This window comes from Laceyella tengchongensis, from assembly GCF_900182735.1.
Lineage (GTDB): Bacteria > Bacillota > Bacilli > Thermoactinomycetales > Thermoactinomycetaceae > Laceyella > Laceyella tengchongensis.
This window is the reverse complement of record NZ_FXTU01000003.1, coordinates 113791-132175: the sequence shown is the minus strand read 5'-3', so window position 1 is coordinate 132175 and position 18385 is coordinate 113791. Positions and strand designations below refer to the sequence as shown.

General features: G+C 45.5%; 22 protein-coding genes and 2 pseudogenes. 10 read left to right on the top strand and 14 right to left on the bottom strand.

Going from position 1 to position 18385, the window contains the following annotated elements:
- Positions 1–21 precede the first annotated feature (21 nt).
- Positions 22–696 (bottom strand): deoxynucleoside kinase, encoded by a 675-nt coding sequence (locus QQZ12_RS07640; protein WP_102992480.1) that lies wholly within the window; start codon positions 694–696, stop codon positions 22–24.
- Between the two features lie 374 nt (positions 697–1070).
- Here QQZ12_RS07640 and QQZ12_RS07635 point away from each other — a divergent pair, with 374 nt between their 5' ends.
- Positions 1071–1427: a helix-turn-helix domain-containing protein gene (locus tag QQZ12_RS07635; protein WP_123827443.1), complete on the top strand. Its 357-nt coding sequence runs from the start codon at positions 1071–1073 to the stop codon at positions 1425–1427.
- Between the two features lie 131 nt (positions 1428–1558).
- Here the strand turns inward: QQZ12_RS07635 and QQZ12_RS07630 are convergent, their stop codons facing one another.
- The gene (locus tag QQZ12_RS07630) at positions 1559–2170 is read right to left on the bottom strand and encodes a TetR/AcrR family transcriptional regulator (protein WP_102992482.1); all 612 of its coding nucleotides are present in this window, start codon (positions 2168–2170) and stop codon (positions 1559–1561) included.
- Between the two features lie 246 nt (positions 2171–2416).
- Between QQZ12_RS07630 and QQZ12_RS07625 the strand changes: the two genes are divergently transcribed.
- On the top strand, positions 2417–2965 hold the full coding sequence (locus QQZ12_RS07625; RefSeq protein WP_102992483.1) for a flavodoxin family protein: 549 nt from the start codon (positions 2417–2419) through the stop codon (positions 2963–2965).
- A gap of 262 nt (positions 2966–3227) precedes the next feature.
- Here the strand turns inward: QQZ12_RS07625 and QQZ12_RS07620 are convergent.
- Both QQZ12_RS07620 and QQZ12_RS17085 read right to left on the bottom strand, forming a co-directional pair.
- Positions 3228–4957: pseudogene (locus QQZ12_RS07620) on the bottom strand (ABC transporter ATP-binding protein).
- Between the two features lie 244 nt (positions 4958–5201).
- A pseudogene (locus QQZ12_RS17085) lies at positions 5202–5315 on the bottom strand (Tn3 family transposase); the annotation flags it as partial.
- Between the two features lie 272 nt (positions 5316–5587).
- Between QQZ12_RS17085 and yunB the strand changes: the two are divergent.
- On the top strand, positions 5588–6403 hold the full coding sequence (yunB, locus tag QQZ12_RS07615; RefSeq protein ID WP_102992484.1) for a sporulation protein YunB: 816 nt from the start codon (positions 5588–5590) through the stop codon (positions 6401–6403).
- A gap of 38 nt (positions 6404–6441) precedes the next feature.
- On the opposite strand, the gene QQZ12_RS07610 is transcribed toward yunB, so the two are convergent.
- Together QQZ12_RS07610 and QQZ12_RS07605 are read right to left on the bottom strand one after the other, a co-directional pair.
- Positions 6442–7515: a M42 family metallopeptidase gene (locus tag QQZ12_RS07610; protein WP_284724205.1), complete on the bottom strand. Its 1074-nt coding sequence runs from the start codon at positions 7513–7515 to the stop codon at positions 6442–6444.
- Positions 7512–8195 (bottom strand): YneB family resolvase-like protein, encoded by a 684-nt coding sequence (locus QQZ12_RS07605; RefSeq protein ID WP_022738202.1) that lies wholly within the window; start codon positions 8193–8195, stop codon positions 7512–7514. The genes QQZ12_RS07610 and QQZ12_RS07605 overlap by 4 nt, the downstream gene beginning before the upstream one ends.
- A gap of 81 nt (positions 8196–8276) precedes the next feature.
- Here QQZ12_RS07605 and QQZ12_RS07600 point away from each other — a divergent pair, with 81 nt between their 5' ends.
- A complete protein-coding gene (locus QQZ12_RS07600) occupies positions 8277–8456 on the top strand; it encodes a DUF896 domain-containing protein (RefSeq protein WP_022738201.1) in 180 nt (59 codons plus the stop codon).
- A 138-nt stretch (positions 8457–8594) separates the two neighbouring features.
- Here the strand turns inward: QQZ12_RS07600 and QQZ12_RS07595 are convergent, their stop codons facing one another.
- Complete coding sequence (locus tag QQZ12_RS07595) at positions 8595–9467, bottom strand: cation diffusion facilitator family transporter (RefSeq protein ID WP_102992486.1); 873 nt, start codon at positions 9465–9467, stop codon at positions 8595–8597.
- Positions 9468–10116: 649 nt separating this feature from the next.
- On the opposite strand from QQZ12_RS07595, the gene QQZ12_RS07590 reads away from it, so the two are divergent.
- On the top strand, positions 10117–10443 hold the full coding sequence (locus QQZ12_RS07590) for a transcriptional regulator (RefSeq protein ID WP_022738198.1): 327 nt from the start codon (positions 10117–10119) through the stop codon (positions 10441–10443).
- On the opposite strand, the gene QQZ12_RS07585 is transcribed toward QQZ12_RS07590, so the two are convergent.
- Positions 10431–10796: a hypothetical protein gene (locus tag QQZ12_RS07585; protein ID WP_102992487.1), complete on the bottom strand. Its 366-nt coding sequence runs from the start codon at positions 10794–10796 to the stop codon at positions 10431–10433. The genes QQZ12_RS07590 and QQZ12_RS07585 overlap by 13 nt on opposite strands.
- Before the next feature lie 188 nt (positions 10797–10984).
- Here QQZ12_RS07585 and QQZ12_RS17080 point away from each other — a divergent pair, with 188 nt between their 5' ends.
- Positions 10985–11179, top strand: a complete 195-nt coding sequence (locus QQZ12_RS17080) for a nucleotidyltransferase domain-containing protein (protein WP_425436566.1) — start codon at positions 10985–10987, stop codon at positions 11177–11179.
- A 68-nt stretch (positions 11180–11247) separates the two neighbouring features.
- A complete protein-coding gene (locus tag QQZ12_RS07580; protein ID WP_431606298.1) occupies positions 11248–11790 on the top strand; it encodes a DUF4037 domain-containing protein in 543 nt (180 codons plus the stop codon).
- Between the two features lie 91 nt (positions 11791–11881).
- Here the strand turns inward: QQZ12_RS07580 and QQZ12_RS07575 are convergent, their stop codons facing one another.
- A complete protein-coding gene (locus QQZ12_RS07575) occupies positions 11882–12265 on the bottom strand; it encodes a hypothetical protein (RefSeq protein ID WP_123827445.1) in 384 nt (127 codons plus the stop codon).
- A gap of 187 nt (positions 12266–12452) precedes the next feature.
- On the opposite strand from QQZ12_RS07575, the gene QQZ12_RS07570 reads away from it, so the two are divergent.
- From QQZ12_RS07570 to QQZ12_RS07560, 3 genes are all read left to right on the top strand, one after another.
- Positions 12453–13241, top strand: coding sequence for a PHP domain-containing protein (locus QQZ12_RS07570; protein ID WP_284724204.1), 789 nt, complete (start codon positions 12453–12455; stop codon positions 13239–13241).
- A gap of 114 nt (positions 13242–13355) precedes the next feature.
- On the top strand, positions 13356–14249 hold the full coding sequence (locus QQZ12_RS07565) for a DMT family transporter (protein ID WP_102992491.1): 894 nt from the start codon (positions 13356–13358) through the stop codon (positions 14247–14249).
- Between the two features lie 158 nt (positions 14250–14407).
- Positions 14408–14965 carry a hypothetical protein gene (locus tag QQZ12_RS07560; protein ID WP_102992492.1) on the top strand — a complete coding sequence of 186 codons (558 nt, stop codon included), beginning with the start codon at positions 14408–14410 and terminating at the stop codon, positions 14963–14965.
- 56 nt (positions 14966–15021) lie between these two features.
- On the opposite strand, the gene QQZ12_RS07555 is transcribed toward QQZ12_RS07560, so the two are convergent.
- The 5 genes from QQZ12_RS07555 to QQZ12_RS16985 all read right to left on the bottom strand — a co-directional run bounded on the left by QQZ12_RS07555 (position 15022) and on the right by QQZ12_RS16985 (position 18339).
- The gene (locus QQZ12_RS07555; RefSeq protein WP_102992493.1) at positions 15022–15780 is read right to left on the bottom strand and encodes a glycosyltransferase family 2 protein; all 759 of its coding nucleotides are present in this window, start codon (positions 15778–15780) and stop codon (positions 15022–15024) included.
- Entirely contained in the window at positions 15773–16624 is an 852-nt protein-coding gene (locus tag QQZ12_RS07550) for a hypothetical protein (RefSeq protein WP_102992494.1), read from the bottom strand. Before QQZ12_RS07550 ends, QQZ12_RS07555 begins: the two co-directional genes overlap by 8 nt.
- Before the next feature lie 101 nt (positions 16625–16725).
- Complete coding sequence (locus QQZ12_RS07545) at positions 16726–17055, bottom strand: c-type cytochrome (RefSeq protein ID WP_102992495.1); 330 nt, start codon at positions 17053–17055, stop codon at positions 16726–16728.
- Between the two features lie 17 nt (positions 17056–17072).
- Complete coding sequence (locus QQZ12_RS07540; protein ID WP_284724203.1) at positions 17073–17930, bottom strand: cytochrome c oxidase assembly protein; 858 nt, start codon at positions 17928–17930, stop codon at positions 17073–17075.
- 283 nt (positions 17931–18213) lie between these two features.
- Positions 18214–18339 carry a MerR family transcriptional regulator gene (locus QQZ12_RS16985; protein WP_189318819.1) on the bottom strand — a complete coding sequence of 42 codons (126 nt, stop codon included), beginning with the start codon at positions 18337–18339 and terminating at the stop codon, positions 18214–18216.
- Positions 18340–18385 lie beyond the last annotated feature (46 nt).

The window sequence follows — 18385 nt, the reverse complement described above, 5'->3', positions numbered from 1 at the left end:
CCGTTTGCATGACTAACTAAATTAAACGATGATACCCATTTTGTTCAATCTCTTCTTTACTTCAGTAACGACAAATTCAGCATCCTGTTCGTTGTTCACCACATCGATTTCGTCCATGTTCACCACCAACACCTCTGAAGCTTTGTAATGGTGATGAACCCAGTCATCATAACCGGACCACAGTGTGTGGTAATAGTCCACCAAGCTGGGATCCTGTTCAAATTCACGTCCGCGCATGCCAATCCGAGTCAGTACCGTTTCAAAAGATGCGCTCAGGTAGACCATCAGGTCGGGTGCCTTTTTGGGCATCCCTTCGATCTCCTCCAACATATTGTCCAGCAAACGCTCATACGCATGGAATTCCAAATCATTGATACGGCCCAACTCGTTCAGGGTTTTCGCAAAGTACCAATCCTCATAAATGCTACGATCCAAAACGTTTTTCTTGTCGGTCAAGGCCCGCTTGATGGCCTTAAAACGCGTATCCAAAAAATGCAATTGTAACAAAAACGGATAGCGCATGCGCTCGCTTTCTTCCTCTGATGCGGTATACAACAAAGGAAGCAACGGATTGTCATCAACCGATTCATAAAACACTTTACTGTTCAAGGCCTCGCCCAACAATGTCGCGACACTGGTTTTCCCCAGCCCAATCATTCCGCCGACTACGATCACTAGTTCGTCACTCCCCACCATCTTGTTCACCTCTAAGCTAACTTGCCCATATCGGGTTGTCTTGCTTATATCAGTTATTATCATAACGAATGAATCCAAGCAACTTATAGATCATACCATCAATGGAAACAATGGTGCCAGGGGGAAATTTTTACGTCGCCGTCGGACTACCATAGCATTGAAAATATCAAGAAGATTCAAAATGAGAGTTCCCATTGTATCTTATCTCTAATCGTAAAATATATATATGATTTTTATATTTATCAATTATTGTAGCGACAATGTGCGCAATCGTGTATCGAATTAGGCACATTATGTTAATTTAATATTTTACAAATAATGACCGTAAGTTTATAATATGAAACGAAGACACAATATAATAGAGGTGAAAAAGCGTGTTAAAATGTAATCTAGATTTAATCTTAGCTAAAAAGAAATACGAAGGATTTATGCTTGATTTAAATGGAAACAAGGTGAAGCCCACCAAAACGAATTTAGCCATCGCCTTGGGCGTAGTGAAACAACAAGTAACCATGTGGACAAGCAATACTGCTTATCCCAGAATGGATACACTGTACAGAATGGCAAAAATTTTGGGTGTTTCCACCGATGAGTTGTATACTTTTGAAGAGAGTGAAGAAGAAATTCAAAAACATAGAGAAGAAATAGCAAAACGCCTTAAAGAAGAAGAGGAAAAATCTAAAAAACGAAAAAAAGAATATCAATTAGCGAAACAACAGAAAAAAGAGTAAGCATGAAGAAAGTTGCTTTATTTATTTAAAGAAGTACTGTTTATTGACTGCTCGGTCTAACAACGGTTGAGATAAAGAAAACCTAGCAACCGATTTTTGCTAGGTTTTCTTTGCACAACTAAGTTGCCGTTTTATTCAGCGGATGGCTTGCTGATAAACAACCAGTCGTGAATCTTGATAACCTCGGTCATATCGACCTGGGGTTTAAGCATGTAAAGGATTTCGTACCCCAACACGATTCCCATCAACAGGTTGGTGATGGTTTGGGTATCCATGTCAGAACGGATTTGCCCCAGCTCCTGGCCTCTTTCAACGATCATATGGAGGAATTCCGACCATTGGTTGAAGTTCAGTTCTAGCCATTCCCGAACAGTTTCGTCTTTGCGGGAATATATGACCAACTGATAAAAGGTGGCCGTCCATGTCAATGGATCGTCACCAAGGCTGGCGTATATTTTGGCGGTCACTTTTTCCAAGATGGCCCGCACATCACAATTGTCGAGGGACAATTCCTCTTTAATCTCAGCCGCCATATGCCCATACCCGCGGTCCAAACGGGTTCGCATCAATTCATACAACATTTCTTCCTTGCTTTTGAAATGAACATAGAAAGAGCCTTTGGTTCTGCCGATATGTTTCATGATCTCATCAATGCTTAGTGCATCAAATCCTTTATCGGACATCAGCTGGAATGCGGTTTCAATAATTTTTCTTTTCGTTTCTTTCCCTGTGGAATATTTCATGCGAGCCTCCAATTGTATTCAAATTGAGTGAATAAATGCTATTATATATTGATTTTGATAAATAGGTATCCTGTAAAGAAATCGTACCAAACACACAGTTTCATTTCAACCTTAAAGGGGTGTGGAACATCGAAATCGGATACAAATGGAAATGTGGTTCGGTGCCACTGGCCAGTTTCTGCTCCAACTTCATATATGATATACTAACCGAGAACATTCGTCGAATCTGGGAAAAGGGGGATTGTGATGAAAATATCCGTCATCTTAGGCAGCTCTCGTGACAATGGGAATGCAGAGACGCTTGCGCGGCGTTTGTGTGAGGGGCTTGATGTGGAATGGATCACCTTGCGAGACAAAGACATACGTCCGATCCGTGACCAACGCCATACAGAACATGGATTTGAGCCGGTCGGTGATGATTATGAAGAAGTGATTCGACAAGTGATGAACAGCGATATCCTCGTCTTCAGCACGCCGCTATACTGGTATGGCATGTCTGGCCACATGAAAAATTTTGTGGATCGCTGGTCGCAAAGCCTACGCAATCCGGCATACGATTTTAAAGGAGCGATGAAGGACAAGCCCGCTTATGTGATTATCTCCGGCGGGGAGTCGGCCAGGATCAAAGGGCTGCCTCTGGTTCAGCAATTCCAGTACATATTTGAATTTATGAATATGAAATTTGCCGGCTTTGTCATCGGGCGGGGTACCAAGCCTGGTGAAGTGTTAAATGACAAAGTCGCTTTACAGGAAGTGGCCCATCTCAACCAAGCACTCAAAAATATGAGCGTCTGATAAAATTGCGCAACATAAGCCCACCCGGAGAATGGGTGGGCTTATGTTGCGTGGTCAGCTTTTTACGCTTTGATCTCTCTCTGCCCCACTCCTGACGCTGTTGTTATGTGCGTGCAACCGCATTTTTCGCAATATCCTTCCAAGTCAGTCATCAAATAAAGGCGTTCGTGAGGTTAATTCGAGATAAGTCCAAAAGCAGCATGATAGATAGAAAAAAATGTAAAAAAGGCGCAAAACCCCTTTTCTTAAGTGGTTTCCAACTCTAATCAAACTGCTTGGAATACAGGTGTGTATACACCCCATCGCGTGCAAGTAACGCATCGTGCGTACCTTGTTCCACAATACCGTCCTCCGTTAGTACAATAATTCGTTGGGCATTGCGGATAGTGGAAAGGCGATGGGCAATAACGAGGGTCGTACGTCCTTTAGCTAACGATTCTAGTGATTTCTTGACGATGCTTTCACTCTCGTTATCTAGCGCGCTCGTTGCCTCATCTAAAGAACGGGTGGATTTTTTAAGAATACGCGAGCGATACTTAGTCGCTGCTTTTGACCACCAGACAATTTGACACCTCTTTGTCCGATCTCGGAGTGGTAGCCGTTTGGCAAGCTCATAATAAAGTCATGGGCATTGGCGTGCTTGGCTGCCGTGATAATTTCTTCATCGCTCGCCGCTGGATTTCCGTAGCGGATATTTTCCATCACCGTTCCCGCAAAAAGGTAAACATCTTGCTGTACAATACCGATGTTATTTCTTAATGACTGCAGGTCGATATCGCGAACGTTGATCCCGTCTAGTAACACCTCCCCATCTGTCACATCATAAAAGCGAGGGATGAGCGAGCATAATGTAGTTTTTCCCACACCAGACGGACCAACTAACGCAACGTACTCTCCCGGTTGTATACGAAGTGACAGGTTTACTAAGACATTGTCCAAATGGTCTTCATAACGGAAGGAAACTTGCTTGAACTCAATCTCGCCATGTACCTCTGGCAAGGTTATGGCATTCGGTTTGTTTTCGACTGCTGGCTTCAGATTCATGATTTCCATAAAGCGCTGGAAGCCAGTGATTCCTTCTTGAAACTGCGTGCTCATATGAGTCAGTCGTTGAATTGGCTCAATCATAAAGTTGATATACAGTAAGAAAGTAATCAAATCAGCTAACTCTAAAGTGTTATTCACAATGCTAGCACTACCTAAGATAATCACCGTAATCGTAATCAGTTGGATAAACGCTTCAACACCATTGAAAAAATACGCTTCCGCCTTGTACGTTTTCTTTCGGCTATCGAGGAAACGATTGTTTTCTCGGTTAAACTTTTCAATCTCTACGTGCTCGTTGGCAAACGATTTTACCACGCGGATTCCCGATAGACTATCTTCTACCTGTGCGTTTACGTCCCCGATTCGCTCTTTGTTTCTTCTTAATGCCTTGTTCAACTTCTTATTAAAATATAATGTAAAGGCACCTAAGAATGGTAAAAAACAGAACACAGCGATTGTTAAGGGGGCGTTAATAAAGAACAGAATGACAAATGCTCCAATAAAACGGGCGAGATATTTGACGTAGTCTTCTGGACCGTGATGGTAGAGCTCGGAAAGCAGTAGCAGGTCGTTCGTTATTCGAGACATGAGCTGACCTGTCTTTTCCTTATCGTAAAAGCTTAAGGAAAGCTTCTGCATATGCGCGAACAACTCGCTACGCATATCCCTTTCCATACGAGCACCGACCTCATGACCTTTGTAGTCTACAAAGTAGTTCCCAATATTCTGGATCACGACTAAAACAAGCATTAGCCCACCAATCCAGTACACTTCGCCTAGCGCAGTGGATAAGTCTCCTTCCAGAACATCTTTCGTAATATACCGAACGAGTAATGGAAACACCAAAGTCACAGCAGATACGATAAAGGCGCAGGCCAATGCCGAAAGAAACAACATTAAATACGGTTTGTAATATGAGAAAAATTTTTTTACTGGAAAACGCATGATTTACCCCTTTTTTGTGTTATTTAAATAAACACATATAAGGGGTACACCATTTACAAATAAGAAGATGTTCCACCCTTATATGTTTGTACGGTTTGATTTGTCATGGTTTTCATGTGAATTGCCTCCTTGTTCGTTAATACTTTCATTTTAAATTGAGTTTATGCAGGAGTAAACATCATTATTTCATCAATTTATACCATAAAAAATAATCGGAAATATCCATCTTATTCTAACTTAACATCTAATCCTCTAAATCAATGATGTAATCGCCAAATCGCTTGATATGTTCCGTAAGATATGGACTAAGCGCACTTAGATCATTGGGATCTACGTAATATCCTTCTCGTCTTAACTGCCGACAGCGGTCGAATCTACGACGTTTCTTGAGACTTCGATCATCCATGATTTCAACCCTTTTACGAAGTCTACTTCATTTCCAGGGAAACCCAACTCCCGGCAGTATTCAAGAATTAGAAGCACGCAGTCTTCCCAAGGAAGCCATTGTTCCCGATAATGTCGGCGAAGCGGCCGATTCTTGGATGAAATCGCCAGCTTCACGTCTTCTTTTTCTGGAAGGTTCATAATACATATAAAGTATTCATCTTCAATGCCGAGGGGGGGACTGCTATGTTAAAACGGCGTCGGTTGGTCAATAAACGACCCTGGCCGTTGTCTATGGCACAATGGATCAAGCGCTTCACACAACCGATCCGCTTGCGTCGGGCATCGGGGTTCGCCTCTCACCGGGTTCCTTCCCCACCGTCGAACGCAGGCCTTCCCTACCGCATGATTCGGCGTGGTCCGAAGATGAAGCTGATTTTCCTTCTTCTGATTTGTGCGGCCATCATCATCTTTCCATTATGGTTCATTGAAGTTCAATATGATACGACATTATCGACGATTGCCAAGACGGAAGCAAAGAAGATAGTTGAGGAAGCGTTCTTAAAAGGTGTCGCAGATGTTCAGGATGCACTAAGCAAAGAAAAAAAACAAGTCGCTTTCATGCATAAAGACCAGCAAGGCCGGATCGCCGGCATCAGTTTTGACAGCCACGCGGAAGGCAAGATCTACCAAATCCTGACCGACCGCATCTTGCATGAATTGAAAGAATCCCAAGACCGCGAGGTTCACATCTCGTTGGGGAAAATCGCCGAAAGTAGCATTTTATCCGATTTCGGGCCGAATATCCCTTTGGATATCTGGATTGAAGGGTCTCCCCATGTCACGCTGACGACCAAAGTGGAGCAATCGGGGATTAATACGACGTTGGTAAACATCTTGATTCATGCAGAAATCGAAATCTCCACCTTATTGCCATTTGCCAAAGAACACTTCACTGTCAAGTTCGATTACCCTATTATTCGAGAGTTGGTGGTGGGCGAAGTACCGAGCATCATGCCGGACGGAACCAAGACCAAACCAATCCCGCTTGTCCCGAACTAAAAAAGCAGATGGGCATAACCCATCTGCTTTTTTGCTTTTCACCGATCCAAAATCGTTTTAAATGTCGTCTGATCGAGCCGTTTGATCAATGCCAAGGCAAACGCTTTAGCCGCTTCAACATCTTCTTTATCAACAATCGACGCATGGGAATGAATGTAGCGCGCACAAATGCCAATCGCCGCGGAGGGAATGCCAATCCCTGATTGATGCACCCGTCCGGCATCGGTGCCTCCTTGGGACACAAAGAATTGATAAGGGATTTGCTCAGACTCTGCGGTGTCCAACAAAAAGTCCCGCATACCCGGTGAAGTGATCATGGACCGGTCGTAAATGCGGATGACCACTCCGCCCCCAATCTTGCCAAATCCGTCGCTCACTCCCGGGGTATCACCCGCCGGTCCGGAATCAACAGCTAAGAACACATCAGGCTGGATCATTTCCGCAGCTACTCCTGCCCCGCGCAAACCGACTTCTTCCTGAACCGTCGCCCCGGCGTACACCGTGTTGGGATGATCCGTCCGAGCCAACTCTTCTAGTACTTCCAATACCAAACCACAACCAAAGCGGTTATCCCACGCCTTGCTCATTACCCTTTTGCCGCCTTCCATTTCTACAAACGGACAGTGGGGCACGACGACATCCCCTAGGCGGATCCCCCACTCTTTCACGTCCTCTTCACTGGTTGCGCCGATATCGATAAACATTTGATTGACGTCCACGACTTTATTGCGCCGCTCGTCACTCAGCAAGTGTGGAGGCACAGAACCGATCACCCCTGGAATCCGCTTGCCATCCCGAGTGATCACATCGACTCGTTGCGCAAGCAGCACTTGGGACCACCAGCCTCCTAAGGGTTGGAACTTCAAAAAGCCATCGGCAGTGATGCGGGTGATCATGAAAGCGACTTCATCCATGTGTCCAGCAAACAGGATTTTGGGCCCTTCTTCCGTACCGCGTTTCACGCCATAGATGCCCCCTAGCCGATCCTGCACAATCTCTTCGGTCACTTCGGATATGTATGTGCGCATCACTTTCCGCATAGCTTGTTCAAAACCGGGAGCACCCGGCGTTTGTGTCAAAACCTCGTATCGTTCCCAGTTGATGGTGCTCATCGGGACTCCTCCATTTCAAGTGAATTTTGCAATTTTTCTTCTTGAGATTGTTTCCATTCCCGATATCTCCGATGTACGGTCGCCCGTGAAACATCATATCCAAACCCTTTTAACGTGGCCGCGATCTCCTCATAGGTGAGCTTTTTCTCCTTTAATGCCACGATTTGCTCCAATGGGACTTCTTTCTTTTCGCGTCCGCCCAATCCTTGGTTCTTCAGATTCTTTGCAGGATTGAATCCCTTTTCTCTCACTGCGCGCCGCATGCCCCAACTGATCTTCTGATTCATCATTTTCCGTTGCAATTCTTCCACTTTGGCTATGATCGACAATACTGTCGATTCACCGGCGTCCAACTCCAACTCCCCACGCTGTTGCAGGGAGTAAATCGTGCAACCAGACCGATGGAGCTGATGGATAATGGCCAATTTTGCTTCTCCCCGTCCTAGTCGCGTATCGTCTTGAATAAGGACGGCCTCGACTTTTTCTTGTTTCAACGTGTCAAATAGCTCGTGCAAACCGGGCCGGTTAAGATCAAACCCACTGTATTGTTCAGAAATGACCCGCACGACTTCAACAGACAACTCTTCAGCCCATTGCTTCAGATCGAGGACTTGCCGCTCCAAACTCGTTTCCTGCTCTTCCTTCTTCGTACTGACACGCGCATAAATGATCGCTTTCATCTTTACTTCTCGCTACCATCCTCTCTCAATCTTGCAAATCCACATCGATTTAGGTAAAGTGGGTTAGAAGGAGTGATATGAATGATCGATCAACAATTAATTAATAGAATCAATGAATTGGCTCGTAAAAAGAAAACCGTCGGGCTTACGGAATTAGAGCGAAAAGAACAACAGAAGTTATATAAAATCTACTTGGGAGCCATCCGCGGACAAGTAAAACAACAATTATCCAACATTCGTTTTGTCGAAGATCAACAATAATTTGGTAAACGATTCAATTATATCTCATGTCACGTTGACGAACAAATGGTTAAGTCAGCGCGGCAGAGGAAAGCAGAGTGACTGGAACCCTCTGCTTTTTTTGCCTTCAACGCAAAAAGAGCCTGGGGTTTCCAGACTCTATGCATCCGTGTCATACCAGGGGTTCAGGTGGATGAGAACTTCTTGTATTTCCTCATCATGCGCCATCAACGCCTGTTTGATTTTCCGTGCGGTATCATGCCCTTCCTGGATCGACAACTCACCAGGAAGACCCACCCGCACATCGACAATCGTATAGTGCCCGTGTTCTCTAGCCCGGATGCGGTCAATCCGTTTGACATGGGGGACGTTTAAAATAATCTGAGAGTATTCTTTGATTTTTTCTTCCGGCAGATTTCTCTCCATCAAAATCCCCATGGACTCCCGACCCATATCAATTGCGATTTTGATGATCAACAAAGAGACAACAATGCTGGCTAGCGGATCCCCGTATTGCGCAAAAGGGAGGCTATATAGTTGGCCAGCGATGGCCGCGCCAATCCCGATCACCGCGGCGAGGGAAGCGTACACATCGGACAAATGGTCATAGGCCGTGGCGATCAAAGCTTTGCTGTTCTCCCTGCGTCCGATGCGAATGGTGTAAATGTAAAGTACCTGTTTCCAAACCAATGACAGCACCGCAGCCGCAAAGGATAACCAATGCGCTTCCACAGCGGGCTCAAACAACGATACGATGGAGTGATAAATCATATAAAGCCCGATAATAAACAAAATAACCGCAACAACGCCAGATGCGATAACCTCCGCCTTCCCATGCCCATAGGGGTGTTCTTCATCTGCCGGTTGCTTGGACACCCGCATCGAACCTAATGTCGCTGCCGACGCAATCACATCGGCCGCATTATGAGCACCGTCGGCGATCAACGATGGACTTCGAAACACAAAACCGACCCCAAACTTCAAAACCGTCAGCACAACATTGCTTACCAAACCGATCGCAGCCGCTACCATTGGCGAGTTTAGCCATGTTTTCACTTTCTTCACCCATCTCTTACTGTTCGCTTTTGGGTCGAATTTTAAACGGGAAGATCATGTTTCGACGGATGTTTGTATTTCAGGTTCCAATTGTAAATGAAGAAAGGAAGTCTTACCGACCCCTTCGTCGATCTGTGAGGGTGAAATGCTTCCATTTAAATTGTTGTATGCGTATGGAGTGTTTGTTCCTGTCTTTGGTGTTCTTTTGATTACTACTTGGAGAAAAGCAAGCTTTCAAAGCGATGTTCTTTTGACAGCTTTTTTATATGTTTTGGTTGGATTTTTAGGCGTATTAGTATTTGGAAACAACGGTGAACCCATACAGATGAATTGAGGCCAAGCAGCTCTGTGTACCCTTCCATGAAAAATGTCAGAACCTGCAATAATAAAAAAGGACTCAATGGCCACATAGACAGCGAGTCCTTTTTGTGTTTCCGTTGTTCAAAAGGAAATGAATCCACACTCTTGCCAAGCAGATAGAGTACATAAAAAAAGCAAAGGGATTGTCCAAAAGAATGTGTTCTGCCGTACTTTTGCGGGCGGGGCTTTGCATTGGACGCATTTGTGTTTATAATACAAACTAGTTACATATATAAATCAATTTGTGAAATTGGAGTTGGTTCCGATGATGCCGTTTAAAGAAATGACCCGATTGGATAAATTGATTCACGAGCCCGCCCGGTTGGCGATCATGAGTGCACTGGAGGCTTGCACCATGGCGGAATTTCTGTTTTTGCAAGAGCTGACCGGACTAACCAAAGGCAATCTTTCATCCCATTTGTCCAAATTGGAACGGGCCGGTTACGTGGATATCAGCAAACAATTCGTCCGCAAAAAGATCCCCCACACGACCATCCGTATCACCCATGATGGCAAAACGGCTATTGCTAGATATTGGGAGCAATTGGACCGCATTCGCGAAACGGTGCGCGAATGGCATCAGAAAGAATAAGGAAATTCATCCGCCAAATAATAGCGTTTGAGACGGGGCAATGACTGTTTGTTGATGGATAAATCCTGCCCGATCGGCATATCTTGCCAAGCGATTCCCAACTCGCGACGAAATTTCTCTTTAATTTCCGGACGATGCCCTTCATTCATAATCAATCTACGTGCATCCGCAGTAAGAATGCAATTGACGATCCAGTTGAACAAGAAGTCCACTTCCCGCTGGCTCAATCCCTCCGCCATGATGGCCGCATGGGCTCGGCGCAAGCCATCTTTGGGCGTCATCCCTTGCCTGAGTGCCGCCAGGGCGTTTTCTTCGACCCGCTTAAATGTTTGGAGACTAATATCTATACTCATAACCCTTCCCTTTCTACTCGCCTGTTTTTGTTATTTTTTAACATTTACGTGACAGAATCCTGCCGGCAAAATCTGACAAAAAGATGTCAAAACAAAGTTTTTCGTGGCGGGTGGCTCGATCGCCTGTGCTGATCTCCGATGTTAGACCAGCATCCGCCATTAGGTTTAGAAAGGAAGTTGAAACAAAGATGACTGCTCAAAAAATTATTGATAATGTGACGAGAAAATTAGAAGGGGTTCCTGGGATCGTCGGAGTGGTGTTGGGAGGATCAAGAGCGCGCGGCACTCATCGGCCGGATTCTGATATAGACATCGGCATTTATTATGATGAATCAGCAGGATTTGACGTGGCTCGGTTGAACGAAATTGCGTTACGCCTTTAGGAGGCTGGGGGCCATGGGTCAATGCAGGAGGGTGGCTCATCATCCAAGGGTATCATGTTGACTTTATTTTGCGTGATACAAACAGAGTCTCTCAAGTCATTGATGATTGTCTGAAGGGTTCCGTTACAGCTCATTATCAAACAGGCCATCCTCACGCGTATCTTAATGTCATGTATATGGGGGAAGTGTCCATTTGTAAAATTCTTGCCGACCCGACAAATCAACTTGCTGCATTAAAGGCGAAAACCCAGCCTTACCCAGAAACTCTGCAAGAAGCCATCATGAAATGGTTTCTTTTTGAAGCATCTTTTTCCCTGATGTTTGTGGATAAAGCTGTACATCAGGATGACCTTTCTTATGTTGCCGGACATTGCTTTCGCGCGATTTCTAGTTTGAATCAAGTTTTATTTGCCAAGAACAAACAATATTGCATCAATGAGAAGAAAGCGGTCATGATGGTTGATCAGTTTGCAATCAAGCCTGTTGACTATAAAAAAAGAGTGGATCAGATTTTTACACTGCTCTCCAAAGATGAAAATCAGACGAGACAAGCTGCCGACATGCTCCGGGATCTAGTCGCCGAAACAGAAAAGATTCTTCAAAGCAAATAAAGACAATATGAAATGACTTGAGTCACCCAAAAAGGTTTCTCAAGTCATTTTTCAAAGAAATGGGCGGGTGGTACCAACATTGCCGGTGCTCTCACTTTTCGGATTCGTCTACGCCGGTTTCGTCAGGTATCTCCTCTGACAAGCCCAGTTGACGAAATCGGTAGCGACACCAGTAAGCTGAACAGGCATAGTCATAATGATACTTGCTAAATGAGCCATCGGGATGGAGATATGCCCACGCTTCGGGATATTCCTCCTTGATCAACTCAAGTACCGTTTCTCTCTCATCTTTCATCCTGTGTTGATCAAACCCGTGTTTGGCGGCGATCCATTCCAAAGAATCGGACACAAAATGCGGCACCTGGCGCCAATTTTTCCGCCACTCCTCATACGATTCAATCAGATAGTCGACGGACAGGTCAGAGTCGAAAATATCGTAAAGTAAATGTCCTGGGAGCATCTCTCTTGTTTTCATATGGCAACATCACACCGATCATTGTTTTATTGAGAGTAATATACAATCACCCTCTTATCCATTCCTGCTATTTTTGTAAAAAAATCCAATCTTCTTCGTAGCAACATCCCAGAAGGAATGTGACATGAAAACAAGAAGAGATTCAGGGCGAAAGTCACTGATTGATGAGATGCCAAAGGAGGCCATAATGAACATCATCAACGATCTCGAACCTGGAACATTTGATCTGCATATTCACACTTGTGCTTCAGATGGCGTGTTTACGCCCGCTGAAGTGGTGGAAAAAGCATCCGCGATCGGCTTGCAAACCATCGCCATCACCGATCACGATACAGTGGCCGGTGTTGCTGAAGCGATGGCCGCCAGCCAATCCACCTCGCTGACAGTGATTCCTGGTGTGGAGATCCGTACGCGTTGGCGAAAATATAATGTGGATGTATTGGGTTATAACTTGCGGGATTTACACCAAATGCAACAGCAGTTGCGCATTCTCCATGAAGAACGGAACGAGCGGGCCAGACGCATTATCGATAAATTCCGCCAGTTCAACATGCCGATCACCATGGAAGATGTTCGCCAATACAGCGGCAACAGTGTTATCACCCGCCCCCATATTGCAAAAGCAATCGTTGCCAAAGGCTATCTCTACAGTGTGCGTGATGTTTTTCGGCATTACTTAGGTGACGGCCGACCCGCTTGCGTTGATTTGACAGGACTTTCGTTAGAAGAGGGCATCCAGATGATTCATGACGCCGGTGGAGTCGCCGTTCTCGCCCATCCTTATTGCTTTAAAAACCCGACCCATATTGAGGAGATGATCGCATTGGGGTTGGATGGACTGGAAGTCTGGCACCGTGAACACCGTCTGCGGGATGTCAACAAACTGATTCGTCTCGCTGAGAAGCATCATCTCTTCGTCACGGGCGGTTCCGATTTTCACCATGACGCCCATCCTTTGGGGCGCTTTTTAATATGAGTTTTGACCTACCGGGCTTGGTCCCGGTTTTTTTATTTTCCCCCTGTAAAGAGGCGACGGTTTTGATTAAACTATAAAAGAAAGACATTTCGTGTACAGAAAGGTTAGACTGAGATGAGCTTAAAAAACTTAGGGATCCTATTGGCGCTAGCCGCATTGTGGGGGGCTTCTTTTCTTTACATCCGTGTGGCGGTCTCGGAGGTGGGACCTGTCTTTTTGGTTTGGTTGCGTGTGGGGATCGCCTTATTGACCCTACTTGCTTATGCTTTTTTGTTGAAGATTCCCTTTTCCATAAAAAAAGATCATGCGAAGTATTATTTGCTTGGTCTCATAAACACAGTCCTTCCCTTTGTCTTGATTTCTTACGCTGAAGTCCATATCACATCCTCTTTCGCCGCGATATTAAACGCAACGACTCCCCTGTTCACTGCGGTGGTCGCGCGGGTGTGGTTAAAGGAAATGTTCACGGTTCAGAAGGTTTTGGGACTTCTGATTGGCTTCATCGGTGTCTGTGTTCTTGTCGGTTGGTCACCCATGGAATTAAACTTGGCCACTGTCTTGGCTATTTCCGCTTCACTTCTCGCAGCGCTTTTTTACGGCTTGGGCTCAACCTACGCCAAAAAAACGTTTGACGTATCGCCCTTATCCCTGTCAATCGGGCAGTTATTGGGAGCCACAGCATGCATCCTGCCTTTTGCAACCATGGATGTCCCTGCTAAACTCCCATCCCTTCCAGTCACTCTCTCTATCTTGGCATTGGCGATCTTGTCCACTGCGTTCGCCTACTTGCTGTATTTCAGGTTGCTCCGGGATGTCGGGCCAACACAAACCAATTATGTGACTATGCTGGTGCCAGCCTTTGGTGTGATCTGGGGCATGATGTTTCTGGATGAGCCGATGACAACAGGTACCGTCATTGGGATGCTCCTCATCTTGGTCAGTGTCCTCTTCTTCTCCAACTTACCCCTGTCCAAGCGAAAAAAAGCTACAGACGATCATGCAGCTTAAGTCGAAAAGCCTTAGTCCCCTTGCGGCTAAGGCTTTTTACAACACTGATATTCAACTCCTGTTAATTACAAAAATTGAAAATGATGAAAAGGAATTTCGGGATGAGGGTATAAATATTTGAGGTTGAATCTTTTCACACAGCGAAAGGAGAACGTGGCATGAAAGATATTGAATCTTTTTTGCGCGGTTTCAAACCAGCCTTGCTCACCAATCCGCACTACCAATCGTATCATGCAGTTGAATCATTGAAGTTGGCTTCTTATCCAAGTGTCGGCGTCCGCCTGCATCAGATGGACCAGCTCTTATATTTTCAAACGGAGGCCAACAAACACCGTTTTTTGGAACAAACACACCTCCTCCTTCCCGACTCCCCTGCTTACCATCGGGAAGTGGGATTGGCGCTGGGGTTTCCGCCCCGAGCGGTAGAATATTACGTGTCGGTCATGCATCATGAGGGAGTGGATGAGTGCAAAGTGTATTTGGAATACTGCGGAATTGGTTTTGTCACTTCGCTTGACTATATGCAGGAAGACATCCTATGGCTTTGGCAACATGTCCCGACAAAGGCGCATAAGTTCAACACCAATGTCTGCTATAAAATACGTGGGCAACAAAAACCATGCCATCTGATCATCCGTTACGGCGATCTCCCCGCTTTATCCTCTGCGTATCACACCATAAAAAAAATGCTGGAAGAATCCAGCGTCCGCATTTGAATTGAGATCGTTTCTTTGCCGCACACTACTACTTTTATCCGACGGATGTTTCCTCTTCACCTTCTCGCGTCAGCCGCTTCAAACACATCACTTCCCCACTTGTGTATGAAGTACCGTCGGTTTTGCGATTCCCTCTTTTTTCTTTCACGCAAGTCCACTTTGTTTCTTTCTGTATCGCGGAACTGATGAACATACGTATCCCCGGCTACCACCAACCGATACCCAGCTTGTTTGAGCCGAACGCCATAATCGTCCACTTCATGGCTTCCCATGCCAAACCACTCATCCAATTCACCCACTTCTTCCACGACAGCCCGCGGCAGGACACAACAAAAAGATTGGAGACGGGACACTTCTTTCCAGTGACGCGGGTCACTGTGGTTGTACTGGTTGCTAAAGCGATGGATTTTGCTTAACGCTTGAAATGGAACAGGCAAACGTTGCTCTTCCAATCCCCGATTGGTCATCGGTCCGACCATGCCGGCCGCGGGTGTCTCTTTAAGCACTCTGATCATCTGGGTCAACCAACGATGTGAAGGCACTGCCCTCTGCTTCAACCAGACGATGTATTCACCCGATGCTTTTTTCATCCCTTGGTTGATGGCTGCCACTTCTCCCCTGTCCCATCCATTGCGAATAAAATAAAGGTCATCTCGTTTTAAGATATAATCCGGGATGAAATCAGAGGCATTATCAACCAATATGATCTCATAACGCTCTTCGGTATAGCGGCTTAGGTTATGAATGCACCGCCATGCACTTTCCCAACGGTTCCTGGTGGGCATAATCACGCTAACTACACAAGGCTCACTCATTGTCGGTCGCCTCGCTTGTTTTCAAGGTCTTATGCACCAAAGATTGCCCGTTTTTTTTAAGACCGAACAGCCAATCGGGATTGTTCACCAACATCGGCAAATAATGACGCAGTTCTTTGTTGAGGAATTTGGGATTGAGCACCAAACCGGTATATTGGTGGCGAATCCACTCCCCATGGTCTCCCTGGTTATCCGTTAACACGACAATACCTGCATGGAGACATTGCACATGAAAGGCTGCAAATGAACACTCGGCTGAACCCATTGTCAATGTGAGATCTGCTCCCTGCCACAACGCAAGATGATCCGCTTTGCTAGGAGGAACAAACCGGATGTGCTGGTGTTTGGTTTCTTTCCGATCAGTGACCCACATGACCTTCAACTGGGGGGACAAACGGCATATCAGCCGCAATGTATCCAAAAGAGCTGTTTTCTCTGCATGCGGTATTAAGCGATCATCTATCCATAACAACTTTTGTCCTAATGCACCCAAATGCTGTTTCATCTTTTTTTTACGTTGAATCAAAAATGGAACGGCGCGGGGAACAGGATACCTCACATCGGCCGAGATTTGTCGTAATTGGAAATGATGCCGAAAAGCATGGGAAGGAACCCACACGGTGCGTTCACGCAAGAACGGATATGCGTCTGGGGATGGCAATATGTCATAAGCAATGATCGGTTTATGGTGTTCAGGCAAGGAACGCAACTCTTCAACAGACGGATTGAGCAGAAACGTGCGTCCCCCCCTTTGTTCGGGCAGTTCCGGAAATCGCGCACAACACGGTTCAGGCAACAATGAAGACAAACTGTGTTGGCAAACAAGTTGTTGTTGATGTGTCATAAGCGAACTCCATATTCATTTTTAACTTTACTATATTCTCTATGGCATGAATCGGTCACGAAGCAAAAAAGCAAGGCATCCGCAAAATGGATGCCTTGCTTTTACTTCTGTTCGGATAGCCATTGGGCCAGGGTCGCTTGATCTTGTTTGCTCACATAGTCTTGTGACGGCATATTGCCTTTTCCCTTTTGAATGATCTGGAGAATCTCATCTTTGTCGTATTTGGCCCCCACTTTTTTCAATGCTGGGCCAAATCCGCCTTGCAAGTTCCCGCCATGGCAGTTGGCGCAGTGCCGCTGATAAATGTCTTGCGGACCTGCCGTTTCAGTCGTCGACGACGTCCCTTGGCCTGGGGCCTCTGCGTTTTGGCAAGCCGTAGTGGCGAGAAGCAAAAACAAGCACGCCAGAGAGGCGCTTCCAACCTTGTGCATGCGTTACACCACCACTATCAAGATTCTCTAAGCTTCATCTGATTCTGTTGTTGCCACTCACGCAATTCGGCTTCATCTTTGGCTCTTTCTTGTCTAAGCCATTTCAGGAACACCAAGCCGATTGCTGTGATATAAACGATCTCCTGCATGATCTTCATGATGACGCCACCCAGCTGTTGATCGTGAATAGGACTCATCACCGGAAATACTTGTGACATATCCATGTAAGATTGGAACAAGACAACATCAGTGAAAGTAATCATCGCACAAGCCGGGGTGAGCAAAATGCCGTTAGCGAAGATTAACCCCAATTTGGGGATCGGTTTGATGCGATCCCATTCCGGAATTGGTCCGATGATCGGCCACCACATGCATAATGCTGCAAACAACAAGATACCGTGCGATAGGTCGTGCAATAGGTGTTCTTTCATGATCTTGTCAAAAACCACAGGCACGTGATAAAAAGATATCAACCCGTTAAAGAAAAACACAGAGAATAATGGTTTGGTGAAGAAACGGATGATGCCGCGCACGACTTTCAGATTAACGACAGGCCGCAATAAGTAAGCAGGCATGCCCAACAGCAACAAAGGCGGCACAGCAAAATATAAAAACGACATTTGCATCATGTGCATGCTGAACAGTTCATGCGCCATCAGATTAAGCGGACTTCCCAACGCAAAGAAATAAATAATCAATCCGCTGAGAAAACAGAACTTCTTCCATCCGGGCACCGGCTCCGCATCTTTGAAACGCTTTCTAAACGGGCCCGTTAACCAAACGTACAGCATTCCGATCGCCAGGAATACAAGGTTCAATTTGTAATCCCAGTTACTCCAATACCCATACACCTGAAAGAACTCTTGACTTGACATGGAACAAAACCTCCGTCCCAATCATATTCAATGCCATCATACCATATATTGACCGGTTTCGCCCTTTTGTAAAATGTGAAGGTGATGTGACCAAAACCAAAAGATTCAAGAATATATTTGAGTTAAGATACCAACCATCCCATCTGTGTATTCATGTACCGCGGTATCAGTTGATTGCAAATAATATTGCTTCCGCATAAGTTTTTCTTTTTGAACCAGCCTAATTTGTTTCTGCAATGATTGAATCCACAACTCTTTGTCCGTAGCAATGTCGATAGGTCCATCATTTGTTTGATTTGTCGCAATGCGAAGCCGATATCGACTTTAACAGCCGTATCTCTTGCAACTTCAATAACGCACTTTGATCATAATAGCGGTAATTCTTGTCATCCACCCGCGTTGGCTTCAATAATCCAATCTATCGTAATAATGAAGCGTACGTTTGCTAATGTTTG